This is a genomic window from Paenisporosarcina sp. P4_D4, assembly GCF_056401835.1.
The window spans coordinates 19320-37182 of the sequence record NZ_JBFUIO010000011.1; the positions used below are offsets into that span (position 1 = coordinate 19320).

20 protein-coding genes and 1 tRNA gene are annotated in these 17863 nt (G+C 40.7%); 20 read left to right on the plus strand and 1 reads right to left on the minus strand.

Translation table 11 applies throughout. The features are described 5' to 3' along the window. Nucleotides 1-8 precede the first annotated feature (8 nt). The 20 genes from hprK to AC1DSL_RS05185 all read left to right on the plus strand — a co-directional run bounded on the left by hprK (nucleotide 9) and on the right by AC1DSL_RS05185 (nucleotide 17229). Entirely contained in the window at nucleotides 9-944 is a 936-nt protein-coding gene (hprK, locus tag AC1DSL_RS05090) for an HPr(Ser) kinase/phosphatase (RefSeq protein ID WP_016429104.1), read from the plus strand. A 27-nt stretch (nucleotides 945-971) separates the two neighbouring features. Then, complete coding sequence (gene lgt, locus AC1DSL_RS05095; protein WP_477531402.1) at nucleotides 972-1784, plus strand: prolipoprotein diacylglyceryl transferase; 813 nt, start codon at nucleotides 972-974, stop codon at nucleotides 1782-1784. A 17-nt stretch (nucleotides 1785-1801) separates the two neighbouring features. Next, complete coding sequence (locus AC1DSL_RS05100) at nucleotides 1802-2740, plus strand: nucleoside recognition domain-containing protein (protein ID WP_477531403.1); 939 nt, start codon at nucleotides 1802-1804, stop codon at nucleotides 2738-2740. Further along, a complete protein-coding gene (ppaX, locus tag AC1DSL_RS05105) occupies nucleotides 2737-3393 on the plus strand; it encodes a pyrophosphatase PpaX (protein WP_342543110.1) in 657 nt (218 codons plus the stop codon). Before AC1DSL_RS05100 ends, ppaX begins: the two co-directional genes overlap by 4 nt. Next, nucleotides 3390-3899, plus strand: coding sequence for an acyltransferase (locus AC1DSL_RS05110; RefSeq protein ID WP_477531404.1), 510 nt, complete (start codon nucleotides 3390-3392; stop codon nucleotides 3897-3899). The genes ppaX and AC1DSL_RS05110 overlap by 4 nt, the downstream gene beginning before the upstream one ends. A 153-nt stretch (nucleotides 3900-4052) precedes the next feature. Then, nucleotides 4053-5237 carry an ATP phosphoribosyltransferase regulatory subunit gene (locus tag AC1DSL_RS05115; protein ID WP_477531405.1) on the plus strand — a complete coding sequence of 395 codons (1185 nt, stop codon included), beginning with the start codon at nucleotides 4053-4055 and terminating at the stop codon, nucleotides 5235-5237. Next, entirely contained in the window at nucleotides 5230-5853 is a 624-nt protein-coding gene (gene hisG / locus AC1DSL_RS05120) for an ATP phosphoribosyltransferase (protein WP_477531406.1), read from the plus strand. Before AC1DSL_RS05115 ends, hisG begins: the two co-directional genes overlap by 8 nt. A 12-nt stretch (nucleotides 5854-5865) precedes the next feature. Beyond that, on the plus strand, nucleotides 5866-7152 hold the full coding sequence (gene hisD / locus AC1DSL_RS05125) for a histidinol dehydrogenase (RefSeq protein ID WP_477531407.1): 1287 nt from the start codon (nucleotides 5866-5868) through the stop codon (nucleotides 7150-7152). Beyond that, nucleotides 7149-7739 (plus strand): imidazoleglycerol-phosphate dehydratase HisB, encoded by a 591-nt coding sequence (gene hisB / locus AC1DSL_RS05130; protein WP_016429096.1) that lies wholly within the window; start codon nucleotides 7149-7151, stop codon nucleotides 7737-7739. Before hisD ends, hisB begins: the two co-directional genes overlap by 4 nt. After that, nucleotides 7736-8389 (plus strand): imidazole glycerol phosphate synthase subunit HisH, encoded by a 654-nt coding sequence (gene hisH / locus AC1DSL_RS05135; protein WP_477531408.1) that lies wholly within the window; start codon nucleotides 7736-7738, stop codon nucleotides 8387-8389. The genes hisB and hisH overlap by 4 nt, the downstream gene beginning before the upstream one ends. Next, entirely contained in the window at nucleotides 8386-9129 is a 744-nt protein-coding gene (gene hisA, locus AC1DSL_RS05140; RefSeq protein WP_477531409.1) for a 1-(5-phosphoribosyl)-5-[(5-phosphoribosylamino)methylideneamino]imidazole-4-carboxamide isomerase, read from the plus strand. The genes hisH and hisA overlap by 4 nt, the downstream gene beginning before the upstream one ends. Continuing rightward, the gene (gene hisF, locus AC1DSL_RS05145) at nucleotides 9123-9881 is read left to right on the plus strand and encodes an imidazole glycerol phosphate synthase subunit HisF (RefSeq protein ID WP_477531410.1); all 759 of its coding nucleotides are present in this window, start codon (nucleotides 9123-9125) and stop codon (nucleotides 9879-9881) included. The genes hisA and hisF overlap by 7 nt, the downstream gene beginning before the upstream one ends. Next, on the plus strand, nucleotides 9878-10513 hold the full coding sequence (gene hisIE / locus AC1DSL_RS05150) for a bifunctional phosphoribosyl-AMP cyclohydrolase/phosphoribosyl-ATP diphosphatase HisIE (protein WP_477531411.1): 636 nt from the start codon (nucleotides 9878-9880) through the stop codon (nucleotides 10511-10513). The genes hisF and hisIE overlap by 4 nt, the downstream gene beginning before the upstream one ends. 73 nt (nucleotides 10514-10586) lie before the next feature. Further along, nucleotides 10587-12113, plus strand: coding sequence for a tetratricopeptide repeat protein (locus AC1DSL_RS05155; RefSeq protein WP_477531412.1), 1527 nt, complete (start codon nucleotides 10587-10589; stop codon nucleotides 12111-12113). 69 nt (nucleotides 12114-12182) lie between these two features. Beyond that, a complete protein-coding gene (trxB, locus tag AC1DSL_RS05160) occupies nucleotides 12183-13133 on the plus strand; it encodes a thioredoxin-disulfide reductase (protein ID WP_477531413.1) in 951 nt (316 codons plus the stop codon). Nucleotides 13134-13556: 423 nt separating this feature from the next. Continuing rightward, nucleotides 13557-14033: an NUDIX hydrolase gene (locus AC1DSL_RS05165; protein ID WP_016429089.1), complete on the plus strand. Its 477-nt coding sequence runs from the start codon at nucleotides 13557-13559 to the stop codon at nucleotides 14031-14033. Continuing rightward, entirely contained in the window at nucleotides 14030-14917 is an 888-nt protein-coding gene (gene rapZ, locus AC1DSL_RS05170; protein ID WP_477531414.1) for an RNase adapter RapZ, read from the plus strand. Before AC1DSL_RS05165 ends, rapZ begins: the two co-directional genes overlap by 4 nt. A 4-nt stretch (nucleotides 14918-14921) precedes the next feature. After that, nucleotides 14922-15914 carry a gluconeogenesis factor YvcK family protein gene (locus tag AC1DSL_RS05175; RefSeq protein ID WP_342543120.1) on the plus strand — a complete coding sequence of 331 codons (993 nt, stop codon included), beginning with the start codon at nucleotides 14922-14924 and terminating at the stop codon, nucleotides 15912-15914. A gap of 26 nt (nucleotides 15915-15940) precedes the next feature. Beyond that, nucleotides 15941-16897, plus strand: a complete 957-nt coding sequence (gene whiA, locus AC1DSL_RS05180) for a DNA-binding protein WhiA (RefSeq protein ID WP_477531415.1) — start codon at nucleotides 15941-15943, stop codon at nucleotides 16895-16897. 74 nt (nucleotides 16898-16971) lie between these two features. Beyond that, nucleotides 16972-17229 (plus strand): HPr family phosphocarrier protein, encoded by a 258-nt coding sequence (locus AC1DSL_RS05185; RefSeq protein WP_016429085.1) that lies wholly within the window; start codon nucleotides 16972-16974, stop codon nucleotides 17227-17229. A 531-nt stretch (nucleotides 17230-17760) separates the two neighbouring features. On the opposite strand, the gene AC1DSL_RS05190 is transcribed toward AC1DSL_RS05185, so the two are convergent. Beyond that, a tRNA-Arg gene (locus AC1DSL_RS05190) sits at nucleotides 17761-17832 on the minus strand. Nucleotides 17833-17863 lie beyond the last annotated feature (31 nt).

Genomic DNA, 17863 nt, shown 5'->3' on the forward strand with positions numbered 1-17863 from the left:
GTGATATTTTGGTACAAGTGACAACAAAAGATGTAATGGAAATGTTCGATTTAAAACTAGTCAGTGGCCAGGAAGGCATCGGCAGGCATATTGCCATCAGCGATATCTCAAGACCAGGGTTAGAAATGGCCGGTTATTTTACACACTACCCAGCAAACCGTGTCCAACTACTCGGCACGACAGAACTGTCATTTTATGATATGTTGCTGCCTCACGAACGAATAGATCGCATGAAAAAGTTATGCTCACCTGATACACCAGCTATTATTGTTTCACATGGTATGACCGTACCGGAAGAACTGAAGATTGCTTCGAATGAAGAGCACGTACCGGTATTGACTGCAAAAATGGCAACTACGAGGTTCTCCAGTTTGCTGACAAACTTTTTGGAAAGCAAACTCGCACCTACGACTGCAGTACACGGCGTACTCGTTGATATTTATGGGGTAGGCGTTTTGATTACAGGGAAGAGTGGGGTCGGTAAAAGTGAGACCGCTCTAGAACTTGTCAAAAGAGGTCATCGCCTCGTTGCTGACGATTGTGTGGAAATCAGACAAGAAGCCGAAAATACGCTTGTAGGGAATCCACCAAAACTGATTGAGCATTTACTAGAAATCCGTGGACTGGGCATTATTGATATCATGACTTTGTTCGGTGCAAGTGCAATACGCAGCTTCAAACGGATATCTCTAGTAATTGATTTAGAGATTTGGGATGCACAGAAAACGTATGACCGTCTCGGGCTCGAGGAAGAAAAAATGAAAATTATTGATACGGATCTGACGAGACTGACGATTCCCGTTCGACCTGGTCGGAACTTAGCAGTTATTATTGAAGTGGCAGCGATGAACTATCGTTTGAAACGTATGGGAGTCAATGCAGCAGAGGAATTTTCCAATCGTCTGAACGATGTCATTAGTCAAAATGAAGACGCTACATATTAAAAGCAGGAAGTATGGAAGGGGTATAACATGAATTTTTTACTTGGAGCATTTGATCCAATCGCGATTTCTCTTGGACCGATTGATGTACGATGGTACGGCGTCATTATCGCTTTTGGAATTGTTTTGGCATTTCTAGTAGCACAGCGTGAAATGCTGAAACGAGGTTTTCACGAAGAATTCTTAACGGATTTATTGATATGGGCTGTCCCATTGGCAATTCTTGGGGCGCGTCTTTATTACGTAATATTTAAATGGGAGTATTACTCCCAAAATCCCGGTGATATCCTTCAAGTTTGGGAGGGAGGACTTGCCATACATGGAGCATTGATTGCTTCATTCGTTACCGCTTATGTGTTTACGAAAAAACGCAAAGTCTCATTTTTGAAACTGGCGGACGTAGTGGCACCAAGTATCCTAATCGGTCAGACAATAGGACGTTGGGGCAACTTTATGAATCAGGAAGCCCACGGAGGACCTGTATCACGTGCTTTCTTAGAGAATATGTTTTTACCAGACTGGATTATCGAACAAATGCGAATTGATGGGACGTATTACCATCCCACTTTCTTATATGAATCTATATGGAATTTCATGGGTGTTGTTATCTTAATATTATTGCGTAGAGTTAATTTACTACGCGGAGAAATGTTCTTGTTTTATCTTATCTGGTATTCTGTGGGACGTTTCTTTATTGAAGGATTGCGGACTGACAGTCTGTATTTACTCGGGGAACTTCGCACGGCACAGGTAGTGTCTCTTATTACAGTTGTTGTTGCACTATTGATTGTTGTTTACCGTCGTATGACCATTAAAGATCCTGTGCGTTATAAAGACGCATAAATAAGGAAGTATCATACATGACTACAATAAAAAATGGACTGCTGGCGGGTCTTAAAACAACCTGGACGCTTAGCAAAATCATATTTCCAATTACATTGTTGCTGGTTATTTTGCAGTACACACCAGTTCTTCCGTGGATTATTGACTTCGTTTCTCCCATCATGGGTTTATTCGGATTGCGCGGCGATGCAGCGATTCCGCTAGTATTAGGAAACGTGCTCAATTTGTATGCAGGGATTGCTGGAATACTTTCACTCGAATTGACTGTTAAAGAAGTCTTTATTCTGGCAGTCATGTTGTCATTCTCACATAATATTTTTATTGAAACGGGAGTGGCATTAAAGGTTGGCGTAAAATTGTGGGTAGTTTTACTCGTAAGATTTGGTCTTGCAGCTATATCGGCAATCGTCATAAACCTGGTGTGGTCTGGTGGTTCGCAAGTCGCTCAATATGGGATGGCACCAAAAATGGCTACCATGCCTGAAGGGTGGCTTGAAATCATCTTACTCGGACTGCAAAAGGCAAGTTATGGGGTACTGCAACTCGCCCTGGTCGTTATTCCATTAATGGTTGTCATTCAATATTTGAAAGACAAACAGTATTTGCAGAAGTTTTCACAAAAAATCGCACCTTTTACAAAGTTGCTCGGAATTAAACCAAATGCTTCGATGACACTGGTATCTGGATTGGTTATCGGGTTGGCATTTGGTGCAGGCGTAATGATTCAGGCAGTACAAGAGGACGGGGTCAGCAAGAAAGATGCAACGCTGGTCTTTATCTTTTTAGTCGCCTGTCACGCAGTTGTAGAAGATACGCTTATCTTTATTCCTCTTGGAATACCGATTTGGCCATTATTTTTACTAAGGCTCGGCATCGCTTTTGTATTGACGATTGTGGTCGCATCAATTTGGAAAAGAGCTGAGCAAACGAAAAGAAAGGAAGTACTTATATCATGAAATCTCAACCAATAACAACGCTTCTTTTCGATTTTGATGGTACATTGCTGGATACGAATGAGCTCATCATTCAAACGTTTTTAAGTGTTTTAGGTAAAAGATATCCCGGAAGATTTACTAAAGAAGACGCGCTGCAATTTATAGGACCGTCCTTAAAACAGACCTTTGATTCGATTGATGAAACATTGACAGAAGAGCTAATTAAAGAATACCGCGCATGGAATATTGAAATGCACGATCAAATGGCTGTCGAATTTGATGGTGTTACTGATACTCTCCGTATATTAAAAGCTCGAGGCCTTAAGATGGCGATTGTATCAACGAAAAGGCAAGGTATGATTCAGAAGGGATTAACATTAATGGGGATTGAGGACATCTTCGATGTTGTGATTGCACTCGACGACGTGGTTACCCCAAAACCAGACCCTGAACCCATTCTTTTGGCACTTGAGCGTTTGAATGCAACGAAAGAAGAGGCAATAATGATCGGGGACAACTCCCATGATATCGAGGGTGGTCAAAACGCAGGTGTAAGAACAGCTGGTGTTGCATGGACTGCTAAAGGCGAAGCATATTTAGCTACTTTTAACCCAACATATATGTTGCAGCATATAACGGATTTGCTTGAAATCGTGGACGGAACATCTTCATGAGAAGGACGGAACGTTATCCCGTAGAAGGGGCAAACTCGTTGTGGCATATTTACCGAACGGTGCCTTTTTGGAAGGTGATGAAAAATTTTATCGTTATTCAACTGGGCAGATACAGCCCTTCATTGCCACTGAAAAATTTCCTCTACCGACACTTTTTACATATGAAAGTTGGAGAGCAAACCTCATTTGCCTTGATGGTTATGCCTGATGTCATGTTCCCGGAGAGAATTACAATTGGAGAGAATTCAATCATCGGGTACAATACGACGCTTTTAGCTCATGAGTACTTAATTGACGAATATCGTATTGGAGACGTCATTATTGGGAATCGTGTTCTTATAGGAGCGAATTCTACCATTTTACCTGGAGTTACTATTGGTGATGGTGCGATCGTTTCCGCTGCTACTCTTGTGCATAAAGATGTACCAGAAGGCAGTTTTGTCGGAGGGAATCCCATGAAAATCATTTACACTGCTGAAGAAATGGCGACACGTCGCCTTATATAACTAGAAAAGACCTCATGAAGAGAATTCCAATGCTTCATGAGGTCTTTTGTATTGACGCACTCTATTAGTTACGTTAAAATATATTTTAATTCATCGTGGTAGTATGCTAGTGTACTAAAGTGAARTATCCTTATTTTAGGAAGTGATGAAAGAATGACGCCAATTCGAAAATTTGAGAAACCGCTAGGGATGAGAGACTCATTTCCGTTAATAAATGAAAAAAAGGAAAAAGTACGGGATGTCGGCAGAAAATTTTTCCGAAATCACGGCTTTGATTTTATCAAAACACCTACTGTTGAATATTACGAAACCGTGGGGAAAGCCTCGGCAATTTCAGATTCATCGTTGTTTAAATTAGTCGATCGCCAAGGTGAGACACTTGTCTTAAGACCAGATATGACGACACCAATTGTTCGTGTGGCAACATCTAAGCTATTGAAGGAACARATCCCATTGCGTCTAGCATACTTTGCGAACGTCTTCCGTGCTCAGGAAAATGAAGGCGGACGACCTGCTGAATTCGAGCAAATGGGCGTGGAGTTAATAGGAGATTCTTCGGTTTTCGCAGATGCAGAAATGATTATAACCGCATCGGATTTTGTACAGGAACTTGGAATTGGTGAATATCATTTAACGGTCGGACATGCCGGGTTATTGCAATCAATTTTGACGCAATTTACCGAATCCAAAGAACAAGTTAAAGAACTGCGTAAATTACTTGTGGAAAAGAACATGGTTGGATTTGAAGAGGCTGTACAATCGTATGGATTATCGAAAGTAGAAGAAGAACGCTTTATTGAATTTATTGGACATGCTTCCAATGTGCAATCCATTCAATCATTACATCCTTTTATCGACCAATCAAATATTCAGCAAGTGAACATGTTTATGTATCTTAGTGACTTGTCCGTGTTACTAGAAAATGCAGGTCTTTCAAATCTGGTCACATACGATCTGACACTTACTAGTGAAATGAGTTATTACACTGGGATGTTATTTGAAGTTTTTGCGAGTGGATCAGGTTTTCCGATAGGCAATGGAGGTCGCTATGACGGTTTGTTGCAGGAGTTCAATTGTGATGTCGGTGCAACAGGTTTTGGATTGAGAGTAGACAGATTGCTTGAAGTGATGACTACATCGACAACACGTAAGCCACATACGCTAATCTTTTTTGATGAAGCTAATTATATGGAAGCAGTCAATGAGGCGAATAAATTTAGACAGCAAGGAATTCGGACAACCATTCAATATGTTAATGGTGTAGAGGACAGACAGGCTTATCAGGATAACTTTACAGACGTATTTTGGTTAACAGAAGGAGTTGGAAATAATGAGTGAACTGACAATTGCGATGCCGAAAGGACGAATTTTTGAAGAAGCTTATGTGTTACTTCAAAAAGCGGGTTTTCAGTTACCGGATGACTTTGAAGAATCACGGAAACTCATTGTTGAAGCTCCTGGTGAAAAGATTCGATTTATTCTTGCGAAACCGATGGATGTACCTGTTTATGTGGAACATGGGGTTGCAGATATAGGAATAGCGGGTAAAGATGTATTACTTGAACAAAAACGAATTGTTCATGAGTTGCTGGATTTAAAAATCAGCGAATGCTATATCGCAACTGCAGGCTTGCCGAATACAGTCATGAATGAGATTGCGCCTCGAGTGGCAACTAAATATCCTGAAATTGCTTCGGCTTTTTACAAAGAAAAAGGGGAGCAAGTTGAAATTATTGGATTAAATGGTTCAATCGAACTGGCACCCATGATTGGGCTGGCCGATCGAATTGTGGATATCGTATCTTCTGGTCGGACATTGAAAGAAAATGGACTTGTTGAATACGAACGCATTGTGGATGTGACATCGAGGTTAATTGCTAATCCCGTCAGTTACCGACTAAAAAGTGAACGCATCCGCGATATGGTAAAGCGACTGAAAGAGTCAATGGAGTAAGGAGGATATTATATGCAAATCGTTTCTTTAACGAAAGATATATCATTAAAACGACCGTTGGAAATGGGCAATGAGGAGCAATTGAACACCGTGAAAATGGTATTGTCCGATGTCAAAAAACGCGGTGACCAAGCAGTCGCGGACTATAGCGAGAAATGGGACGGAATCAAACTAAGTGAATTTAGTGTTTCGATGGATGAAATTCAACAAGCACTCGCCAATTTTGATGAAGAACTTAAAAATGATTTGGAAGAAGCGGCAAAAAATATCCGCCTTTTTCATGAAATGCAAAAACGGTCATCTTATGAAGTTGACGTCAAAAATGGCTCATTTATTGGACAACGAGTAAGTCCATTGGATGCAGTTGGTTTGTACGTGCCAGGTGGTTCCGCTGCTTATCCGTCATCGGTATTAATGAATGTCATTCCGGCACAAGTGGCTGGTGTTGAACGAATTGTCATTGTGTCACCTCCAAACGATAAAGGAGCACTACCAGACGCAGTATTGGTTGCGGCTTCGATTTTAGGAATTGAAGAAATTTATAAAATGGGTGGAGCTCAGGCAATCGCCGCTCTTGCATATGGTACCGAATCCATTGCACCTGTAGATAAAATAACAGGTCCAGGTAATGTGTTTGTTGCATTGGCCAAACGGGAAGTGTTTGGTGAAGTGGCTATTGATATGATTGCAGGACCGAGTGAAATTGCCATCATCGCAGATGATACTGCATATGCGGACGAAATCGCCGCCGATTTATTATCGCAAGCTGAACATGATCCGATGGCTTGTCCGATTTTACTGACGACGAGCAATGTATTTGCTCAGGAAGTTGCAATAGAAGTGGAGAAACAATTGCGAACGCTCCCGCGTGAGAAGATTGCACGGGCAGCTATTGAAAAGTTCGGGAAAATTTATGTTGCAGAAACAATGCTGGATATTATTAAAGCTGTAAATAAATTGGCACCGGAGCATTTGGAAATCATGACAATCAATCCTCATGAAGTTGCACAACAAGTGCGACATGCAGGTGCGATTTTTATCGGTCGATACAGTTCGGAACCAATTGGTGACTACTTTGCAGGGACCAATCATGTTTTGCCGACAAACAGCACTGCTCGGTTCTCCAGTCCATTATCGGTGGATGATTTTATCAAAAAGACAAGCATCATTTTTTACACAGAAGAAACATGGCAACAACATGCAGACAAAATAGCAAGACTGGCGAGAATGGAAGGGTTAGAAGCCCATGCAAGAGCTGTAGAATCAAGAGGATGGAAAAAGGGGATGAATCAATCATGACACGCGAAGCAACGATTAATAGAAAAACGAACGAAACACAAGTTAAAGTTACGATGCAACTGGACGGAGAAGGACAGGCCACGATTGATACAGGCGTCCCTTTTATGGATCATATGCTTGATTTATTTGTGAAACATGGATTCTTTAATGCGACCATTCAAGCGTCTGGTGATACACATATTGATGATCATCATACAACTGAAGATATCGGGATTGTACTCGGGCAAGTTGTCAAAGAAGCGTTAGGTGACAAAAAAGGGATACGACGATACGGTAATGCATTTGTACCAATGGATGATGCACTGGCGCAAGTGATTGTGGATTGTTCAAACCGTCCTCACCTTGAATTCAGAGCGACATTCCCTAAAGAAAAAGTAGGAAATTTCGATACGGAACTTGTCCATGAATTTTTATGGAAATTCACTCTCGAAGCACGGATGAATGTTCATGTAATCCTTCACTATGGCCACAATACACACCACATGATTGAAGCCATATTCAAAGCTTTGGCAAGAGCGCTCGATGAAGCGGTATCCATTGATCCGCGTGTCAAAGGAGTGCCATCCACGAAAGGATTATTAACATGAAAATTGGTGTAATCGATTACGGCATGGGCAATTTGTATAGTGTTGAACAAGCGCTGCTTCGACTAGGTTGTGAAGTTTCCATAACGGCAGATACAAACATCTTAAATCAAATGGATGGTTATGTTTTACCAGGTGTGGGGGCATTTCCAGATGCCATGAGTCGTCTGCGTGAGTCTGGCTTGGATCAATATATTAAACAAATCGAGAACACCAACAAACCGTTACTTGGCATATGTCTGGGCATGCAGCTTCTATATGAAGATAGTACAGAAAATGGATGGACGGAAGGTTTAGGTATATTAACGGGTCATATTCAGAAATTTGAACAACTGGATGCAGAACAAAAACGTATCCGAATTCCTCATATGGGATGGAATCCATTATCTTTTACACATCAACCAGATTGGCTGGAAGGTCTCGATAAAGAAGATTCAACTCATGTCTACTTTGTCCATTCCTATTTGGCACAAAATACAATGCAAAAAGAAGTTCTGGCAAGCAGTGCATATGCAGGTCAGTTTGTTCCTGGACTTGTCCAGAAAGACTCAATTACTGGTATGCAGTTTCACCCTGAAAAGTCTGGACCTTTCGGAAAGTACTTGTTGGAAAAATGGGTCGGTCTAGTAAAAAAAAGGAGTGAACAAATATGAAAGTGATTGAATTATACCCTGCGATTGACATGCTTGGAGGCAAATGTGTGCGCTTATTTAAAGGAGATTATAATCAAGAGACGGTTTATGCGGAATCTCCTTTTGAAATGGCAAAAACGTTTGCATGCCAAGGAGCAAAGTGGATTCACATGGTAGATTTGGACGGCGCGAAAGATGGAAAACGAATTCACGATAAAGATGTAATCCGTGCGGCTACTGAGCTTGGTGTGAATGTACAAATTGGCGGAGGAATACGCACTGAAGAAGATGTGAAATATTATCTGGATAATGGTGTGGCACGAGTCATTATCGGAAGCTTGGCTATTCAGCAACCCGAGCTAGCGGTCTCGATGATTCAAAAGTTCGGTGCAGAGAAAATAGTTATAGGCCTTGATGCAAAAGATGGCATGGTTGCTACACATGGATGGTTGGAAACTTCCTCAAAATCCGCGATTGAAGTAGGGCAATATTTTGCAACTCATGGTGCGAAAACCTTTATTTTTACGGATATAGCAACGGACGGAACATTAAGTGGACCTAATATTCTTGCGAATGAACTTCTTGCCGAAGCTACGGGAGCAGAAGTGATTGTTTCTGGGGGCATTAGTTCACTTTCAGACGTAAAGAAAGTTGCAAAAGCAGCCGCAGGTTCAAAAATCGGTGGCGTGATTATTGGTAAAGCACTTTATGAAAATCGCTTCACGTTACCGGAAGCATTGCGTGAGGTGGCTTCATGTTAACAAAACGAATTATTCCATGTTTGGATGTCAAAGAAGGACGAGTGGTAAAAGGGGTTCAATTTGTTTCATTACGAGATGCAGGAGATCCGGTCGAACTTGCAAAATTTTATGATGAGCAAGGGGCAGATGAGTTAGTATTTTTGGATATATCGGCTTCGCATGAAGGAAAAGAGACGATGATTGATGTCGTACGTCAAACTGCCGTTGAACTGGCTATTCCTTTTACCGTTGGAGGCGGAATCCGAACACTGGATGATATGAAAAACATACTGCGGGCAGGTGCAGATAAAGTATCCGTCAATACATCTGCACTTGAACGTCCCGAATTGATTGCTGAAGGTGCGGCATATTTCGGTTCACAATGCATTGTAGTCGCTATTGATGCAAAATGGTCAGAAGGTGACGGGACGTGGATGGTTTATACGCATGGTGGTCGACGGCTAACACAATGGACAGCAGTTAAATGGGCACAAGAAGCCACGCGATTAGGTGCAGGAGAAATTCTCCTGACGTCCATGAACAAAGATGGTGAAAAAAGTGGTTTTGATTTGGCGTTAACGAAAGCGGTTCGGGAGGCTGTAATTGTTCCGGTTATCGCAAGTGGTGGAGCGGGAAATGCCCAACACTTTTATGATGTATTCAATGAAGTGGATGTAGATGCGGCATTGGCGGCTTCCATTTTTCATTATAAAGAGACAAGTGTAGCAGAAGTGAAAAGTGTACTGCGAGAGAAGGGAGTGTCAGTCAGATGACAAAAAACGTATTGGAAACCATTCAATTTGATGAGCAAGGACTGATACCGGTTGTTGTTCAACATGCACAAACAAAAGAAGTGTTGACGGTCGCTTATATGAATCGTCAATCAATGGAAAAAACAATTGAAACGAAAGAAACATGGTTCTTCAGTCGTTCGAGACAAGAACTATGGCATAAAGGTGCAACGAGTGGTAACACGCAACAAGTAGTAGCCATCCGAACAGACTGTGATGAAGATGCATTAGTGGTGGAAGTGTTGCCAAAAGGCCCTGCTTGTCATACGGGTGAAGCCACTTGTTTTCATAAAGACATCCTCTCTCCAGGACAAACTGTCGGCAGTTTCGGGATTTTAGCAGATTTGGTACAAGTCATCCAACAACGTGAAAAGTCTATGCCAAAAGGTGCCTATACGACCTACTTATTTGAAAAAGGCGTGGACAAAATCGGCAAGAAAATCGGGGAAGAAGCGACAGAAGTCGTAATTGCCGCAAAAAACCGTGATGCCGAAGAATTGCAATGGGAAGCGGCTGACTTGATCTATCACTTATTAGTCTTGCTTCAAGAACAAAAAGTAAATTTGTATGATGTGTTGGAAGTTTTACAGAAACGACATGAGAGTAAATCATAAGCCAATGTGCTATAATAGAGAGATACTGAAAAGGGACCTGTTGTGTTCCTTTTTATTTTTTCGGAGGCATTAATTGGAGAAAAAACACAAACAACTCGCGAATGAAAACATCGTCTCGTTTATTCCTACAGGCGAATATTATTATCAAAAAGCGTTAGTAGCTCTGAATCGTGAGCATTTTGAAAAAGCGCATAAATATTTGAGACGTGCAGCGGAACTGAGTCCTGATGATCCGCTTATTTTAATGCAATACGCAATTGTGGAAATGGAAGTGGAAAAATACGACCATGCCCTTGAATTATTGCAAAGTGCGTACAGTCTTGATCCAAATGAAAGTGAAATTGTTTTCTTCTTGGCCGAAGTCAATGCTCATCTCGGTTTTCTTTCGGATGCCCATAAGTATGCCAAACAGTATATTGAATTGGATATGACGGGAGCTTACGCTGAGGAAGCGATGGAGATCATTGATTTCTCGGAACAAGAAGACTGGCCGTTATTTGAAGATGATAATATCGGAAGCGAAATTTTAGTCATTCAAGAAAAAGCAAGACGGATGATGGAACAAGGAAACTTTGAGAAGGCAATTGAAGTTTTGGAGAATTTTATTGAAGAAAATCCGGATTTCTGGGCTGCATTCAACAATTTGGCGCTTGCTTATTTTTATATCGGCGAAGTCGATCAAGCAAAAGCTTTATTACATAAAGTATTGGAAGAAAACACAGGGAATTTGCATGCATTGTGTAATTTGGCAGTCGTTCATTATTACGAAAAAAATGAGCAGGAACTCTCTTATCTTTTGAATTTACTTGGGAAAATCCAACCGTATATGCTGGAACACCGCTACAAGCTGGGTGCAACTTTTGCTTTGGTTGGTAAATATGAAGATGCGTATAAATGGTTACGTTCACTTCAAAAACGCGGATACGAGGGCGACCCTGGCTTTTATTTCTGGTTGTCACATTCCGCATACTTTTCGGGACATGAAAAAGAAGCTCGTCAATACTGGAAACAACTGATTCAAATTGATCCCGAAAAACACGGACTGGAACCTTGGGCTGGCCAAAAAGAAGGCGAATCCTTAGATGGCATGGAGCACAATCGTGATTTTATTGTAGAAAAGCTTGAAAATGCGTATCGCAGTGAGCGAATGTTCGGTTTGTTTTTGTTGGGTAAGACTGCACATAAACAAGAAATTATCGCTCATCCTGAATGGGTAAATGTAGAAACGTACTCTACGATGGAAAAATGGTTGTTGGCCCATGCCCTTGGGCACGAATTTGAAACTAGTCGACTTGCTGAACGTTCTTTTTTAAGAGCGGTCGAAGCAACAGAAGTGCTGTACCGGAAAAATCACCCGTTAACAATTGACGGATCATTCCTCTTTCAAATGTGGTTTGTGTTAATTGAGCGTGGTATTGATAAAGGCTATGCTTTTAAAAACCCTAAGGCTTTAGCGGCCGCTGCGGATTATATGTTCCAATCATCACGTTCACAAGGCATTACAAAAAAAGCACTAGCGGAACGCTATGAGATTACCACACCAACCATCACAAAATATGTAAATGAACTTATTCAATTTTTACCGCTTTTTGATACTTAAGCAAAAAAGTTGAATGACTTGCATGAATCTTATACGATTTGTGATAGAAGGATTTAGGAGGTATTTTTAATGACTGAAGAAAAAATTTATGATGTTGTGATTATCGGGGCTGGTCCTGCAGGTATGACAGCAGCTGTATATACATCACGAGGAAATTTATCGACTTTAATGATTGAACGTGGCATTCCAGGTGGCCAAATGGCAAATACTGAGGAAGTTGAAAACTATCCCGGTTTCGAACATATTTTAGGACCGGAACTTTCAACGAAAATGTTTGAACATGCCAAAAAATTCGGTGCGGAGTACGCATACGGAGATGTACAGGAAATCACTAATGGTGAAGCATTCAAGACAATTAAAGCGGGTGGGAAAGAATATAAAGCCCGTTCAATCATCATCACAACTGGTGCTGAATATAAGAAAATGGGAATTCCAGGCGAAACTGAACTGGGTGGACGTGGAGTAAGCTACTGTGCGGTCTGCGATGGCGCATTCTTTAGAAATAAAGAATTAGTCGTTGTAGGAGGCGGAGATTCTGCTGTGGAAGAAGGCGTGTATTTAACACGTTTTGCTAGCAAAGTAACGATTGTTCACCGTCGTGATGAACTTCGTGCACAAAAAATCCTACAAGAACGTGCGTTTGCAAATGAAAAAATCGACTTCATCTGGAACCATACTGTGAAATCGATTAACGATGAAAATGGCAAAGTCGGAAGCGTGACATTGGCATCAACAGTAGATGATTCGGAACAGGAATTTAAAGCGAACGGTGTATTTATTTACATCGGAATGCTTCCATTGACAAAACCATTTGCTCAATTAGGTATCCTGAACGAAATGGGGTATATCTTAACAAACGAACAAATGGAAACGAGTATCCCTGGTATCTTTGCTGCCGGAGATGTACGTGAAAAAACGTTGCGTCAAATTGTAACGGCAACAGGTGATGGCAGTATCGCTGCACAGGCTGCTCAGCATTATATCGAAGAATTACACGAAAAATTAAGCATTAAGGCTTAATTTTAATCATTCTTTAATCCATCTGTAATACCCTTGCAACAATAAAGGTGTATATTAAGGATAGTAAATTGACCCCCTTTTTATAGCAACATTTTGAAAGGCTGTTTCTCGGTGCAAATCGATGAAACAGCCTCTTTTTTTGCCGTTTGGAAAGGTGTTTGAAAGTGTATGGACAGAAAGTGCTTCGAAATGGACAGAAAATCAAGTTAACCGGTCAGAAAACGTTTTTGAGTGGTCAATAACGGTTCTGAATGGTCAGATATTCAATAACAATGGTCAAAACTCTTGAAAACAACTTGCCATTATGTCATTCCGGTCACTAGACGAGCTTTCCGCTTTTCTTTTTTGCATACTTTTTGATATGCCATCCTTCAAAGTTGTATAATAGAATAAGTGAGTTTATTTGGATGTGGAGTGTCGAATGTGCAGCGTATAGCAAATTTAATTGTTTTGAAAGATCAACAGGTTCTTTTATTGAAAAAACCACGTAGAAATTGGTATGTAGCCCCTGGCGGGAAAATGGAAGCAGGCGAGTCCATTTACAGCGCGGCCATTCGTGAATTTCAAGAGGAAACCAACACCGTACCTGTCAAACCTCATTTAAAAGGCGTTTATACGATGATCGTACAAGACGAACAGCAGATCGAAAATGAGTGGATGCTCTTTACATTTGTGTCGCATGATTTAGAAGGTATTCCATTTGAAGTAACAAAAGAAGGAATTTTGGAGTGGCATCCTGTGGAAGCCTTGGCACATTTGCCAATGGCAGAAGGAGATCGTACGAACTTACAATTTGCTGTATCAGGACAAGGGGTTCAATACGGGACATTTGTTTACACCCATGATTTTGATTTGATTAAACAAGATATACAAGCGTCATATGAGGGAGAGAAGCAATGATGGAATCAAAACAAACTCAGGATTCGGAATTGGTCATCATTACCGGCATGTCTGGCGCAGGGAAAACAGTTGCCATTCAAAGTTTCGAAGATCTAGGGTTTTTCTGTATCGATAACTTGCCACCAGCTTTATTAATGACGTTTTTAAAATTAATGAAGGAATCAGGAAAAGACATGAATCGGATTGCTGCGGTAATGGATATGCGTGGCGGAGATTTATTCGATTCGTTGATTGGTGCTCTCGATGAAATGGCGCAAGGGAATTTATGTACACCAAAAATTTTATTCCTGGAAGCGGACGATGAAACTCTGGTCAGACGCTATAAAGAAACACGGCGTTCACATCCGCTAGCCCCTGAAGGCTTACCTTTAGAGGGGATTGCAAAAGAACGTTTGTTGCTTTCTGAGTTGAAAGGAAGAGCTCAATTCATATACAACACCTCAACCCTGAAACCGAAAGATCTTCGTGAAAAAATACAAGAAGAATTTTCTTCAATAGGAAGCTCTACATTTACTGTAAACGTCATGTCATTCGGTTTTAAACACGGCTTACCGATTGATGCGGATTTAGTATTTGATGTACGATTCTTGCCAAATCCTTATTATATAGAAGATTTGCGTCCGAAAACCGGCTTGGATTCTGATGTATCTGGTTATGTGTTGAAATGGCCGGAAACCCAAATGTTAATTGAAAAACTGACTGATTTACTGACTTACATGATTCCTCAATATAAACGAGAAGGAAAACGCCAGCTCGTCATCGCATTTGGTTGTACCGGTGGGCAACACCGTTCCGTAACCCTTACGGAATACTATGCGAAATTGTTCCAACAAGATTATCAAACTGTAATTACGCATCGCGATATTAAACATAGAAAGGGCTGATGGAATGGCACGTTCCAAACGCCGGAAACGAATCGTCATAATCGGCGGGGGGACGGGTCTATCCACGTTGTTGCGAGGATTAAAGAAATTCCCGGTCGATATCACTGCAATTGTTACAGTTGCAGATGATGGAGGCAGCTCAGGCAGACTCCGCGACGATTACGATATTCCGCCTCCGGGAGATATTCGAAAAGTAATGGCTGCATTATCAGATGTAGAGCCTTTAGTTGAAGAAATGTTCCAATATCGTTTCAGTCAATCTGATGATTTAGGTGGACATTCACTAGGTAATTTAATGTTAACAGCGTTGACAGATATAACTGGTGACTTTTCGCATGCGATTCGGGAAATGAGCCGCGTATTAAATGTTCATGGTACTGTATTGCCAGCGGCGAATCAGACAATCACCCTTCATGCAGAACTGGACGACGGGACCATTGTTACGGGAGAATCAAAGATTCCTACATACAATCAACGCATTCATCGTGTCTTTCTGACACCCAATGATGTGGAACCGCTTCCAGATACGATTAAAGCAATTTGCAAAGCTGATTTACTCGTATTTGGACCAGGAAGTTTATATACTAGTATTTTGCCCAATTTATTGGTTCAAGGAATTCAAAAAGCAATACTCGAATCGAAGGCACCAAACGTATACATTTGCAACTTGATGACACAAGCTGGAGAGACATTGAACTATTCAGCGGCTGATCATGTCCGTGCATTGATGTTGCATATGGGTGCGCCGTTTATTCAGACGATTTTACTTAACACGGATGAAGTTCCATTATCCGTTCAAGAAATTTATGCACAAGAACAGTCTATGCCGGTGAGTTATGACGAATCAAGATTAAATCAATTAGGAATAACAGTGGTCAAAAAAGATATTGCGACCATCCAGGATGGAGCCATTCGTCATGACGCAACCAAAGTTGCGGAATGGCTGGTCCATTATGCGGAAGATAAGGAAAATGCAATCAAGCAATCATTTATCTAACTTTCGCTCGAAAGGGGGAAATATATATGTCATTTGCATCTGAAACAAAAAAAGAAATGACGCAGGCTGACATAACACCTTGTTGCGCGAAAGCAGAACTATCTGCACTCATCCGCATGAATGGTGCGCTTTCATTTGCGAACCGAAGTTTGAGTTTGGATGTACAAACCGAGAATGCAGCGATTGCCAGACGTTTATATACATTGATGAAAGAATTGTACCCGTACCAAGTAGAACTATTGGTACGAAAAAAGATGCGCTTGAAAAAAAACAATGTATATATTTGTCGGGTGCGAGATGGGTCAAAAGCTTTGCTGGAAGATTTGAAAATCATTACAGAAGACTTTCAGTTCAATCATACAATTTCAGCTGAACTGRTTAAAAAGAATTGTTGCAAGCGGGCGTATTTGCGTGGTGCATTCCTGGCTGGTGGCTCAGTCAATAATCCGGAAACCTCTGCATACCATTTGGAAGTTTATTCGCTATATAAAGACCATAGTGATGCACTTGTTAATTTAATGAATGGCTTTGGATTGAATGCTAAAACAATTGAACGTAAAAAAGGGTTTGTGACTTATTTAAAAGAAGCTGAAAAAATATCGGATTTTTTAAGTATTACCGGAGCTCATCACGCATTATTGAAATTTGAAGATGTCCGCATTGTCCGCGATATGCGAAATAGCGTAAATCGTCTCGTCAATTGTGAAACTGCCAATCTCAATAAAACAATTGGCGCATCCATACGACAAGTGGAAAATATTCGTTATATTGATAATGTCATGGGAATTGATCAATTGCCTGAAAAGCTGAGGGAAGTAGCAAGATTGCGTGTTGAGTACACAGATGTCACGCTTAAAGAGCTTGGCGAAATGGTTTCAACAGGTACAATCAGTAAATCTGGCATTAATCACCGATTACGTAAGCTTGATGAAATTGCTGACGGACTTCGCGGTGGAGTTGCGTTTGATAAAGTGAAAAGATAGTTGTGAGAATGACTCATTTCAGCTAACATAAAAAACAATACATGAACGAACAGAGATTTGGGGGGCATGAACTAATGACGGAAAATCAAGTACAAGTTGAATTGAAATCAGGATTACAGGCAAGACAGGCTGCTCTTTTTGTGCAAGAAGCAAATCGTTACCAAGCAGATGTATATCTGCAAAAAGACGATAAAAAAGTAAATGCAAAAAGTATTATGGGCATAATGAGCCTAGCTATCAGCAAAGGATCATCAGTTACAATCAGTGCTGAAGGATCAGATGAAGAACAGGCGGTTGAAGGACTAATCGCCATGATTCAAAAAGAAAATTAAAATCAAAAACCTTCGACGATCTGTCGAAGGTTTTTTTTATGGACAAAATTCATCAAGTTCAAAATGTTTCACTTAATAACTATTGCTACTTTTCGATAAATCTAGTAAATTACTCAGTCCCAATAGATTTACGAGAATACTATGGGTTGTAGCTACAATACTATTTAATCTTAAATAAGTGGGGCATAAAAGAAACGATGACTATTCATGGTTTTTTCGAACGTTTTTAAAAAATGGGATAAAAATCTTAATAGGTAAGTGKGAAATAGAAATGATTAAAATTACATGGTCTGCGGGACATTGGATTAACTGCAATTGTGTTAAAACGGTTGCTCTTGGATAAAAAATAAAAAATTCACGTTTTTGAATGGGTGATGATTTTGTAATGAAAAGCCACTGATGCAAAAAAGGTTGTTACTCGCAGATTTCCATTCTTTGTGGAAGTTAAAGTAATCCATTGTCTGAATGAATGAATATAAATAAAAAAACCGTCCCATACGTCTATTAACGTTTGGGACGGTTTCCTTTTGACGCCCTCGGAGGGAATCGAACCCCCATCTCAAGAACCGGAATCTTACGTGTTATCCATTGCACCACGAGGGCAAGCGACTTACCTATTATACAAATAGTAGGC

Excerpts from the sequence above, each read along its gene's own strand:
- lgt (WP_477531402.1), top strand. The coding sequence starts at position 972 with ATGAATTTTTTACTTGGAGCATTTGATCCAATCGCGATTTCTCTTGGA.
- AC1DSL_RS05100 (WP_477531403.1), top strand. The coding sequence starts at position 1,802 with ATGACTACAATAAAAAATGGACTGCTGGCGGGTCTTAAAACAACCTGG.
- ppaX (WP_342543110.1), top strand. The coding sequence starts at position 2,737 with ATGAAATCTCAACCAATAACAACGCTTCTTTTCGATTTTGATGGTACA.
- AC1DSL_RS05110 (WP_477531404.1), top strand. The coding sequence starts at position 3,390 with ATGAGAAGGACGGAACGTTATCCCGTAGAAGGGGCAAACTCGTTGTGG.
- hisG (WP_477531406.1), top strand. The coding sequence starts at position 5,230 with ATGAGTGAACTGACAATTGCGATGCCGAAAGGACGAATTTTTGAAGAA.
- hisD (WP_477531407.1), top strand. The coding sequence starts at position 5,866 with ATGCAAATCGTTTCTTTAACGAAAGATATATCATTAAAACGACCGTTG.
- hisB (WP_016429096.1), top strand. The coding sequence starts at position 7,149 with ATGACACGCGAAGCAACGATTAATAGAAAAACGAACGAAACACAAGTT.
- hisH (WP_477531408.1), top strand. The coding sequence starts at position 7,736 with ATGAAAATTGGTGTAATCGATTACGGCATGGGCAATTTGTATAGTGTT.
- hisA (WP_477531409.1), top strand. The coding sequence starts at position 8,386 with ATGAAAGTGATTGAATTATACCCTGCGATTGACATGCTTGGAGGCAAA.
- hisF (WP_477531410.1), top strand. The coding sequence starts at position 9,123 with ATGTTAACAAAACGAATTATTCCATGTTTGGATGTCAAAGAAGGACGA.
- hisIE (WP_477531411.1), top strand. The coding sequence starts at position 9,878 with ATGACAAAAAACGTATTGGAAACCATTCAATTTGATGAGCAAGGACTG.
- trxB (WP_477531413.1), top strand. The coding sequence starts at position 12,183 with ATGACTGAAGAAAAAATTTATGATGTTGTGATTATCGGGGCTGGTCCT.
- rapZ (WP_477531414.1), top strand. The coding sequence starts at position 14,030 with ATGATGGAATCAAAACAAACTCAGGATTCGGAATTGGTCATCATTACC.
- AC1DSL_RS05175 (WP_342543120.1), top strand. The coding sequence starts at position 14,922 with ATGGCACGTTCCAAACGCCGGAAACGAATCGTCATAATCGGCGGGGGG.
- AC1DSL_RS05185 (WP_016429085.1), top strand. The coding sequence starts at position 16,972 with ATGACGGAAAATCAAGTACAAGTTGAATTGAAATCAGGATTACAGGCA.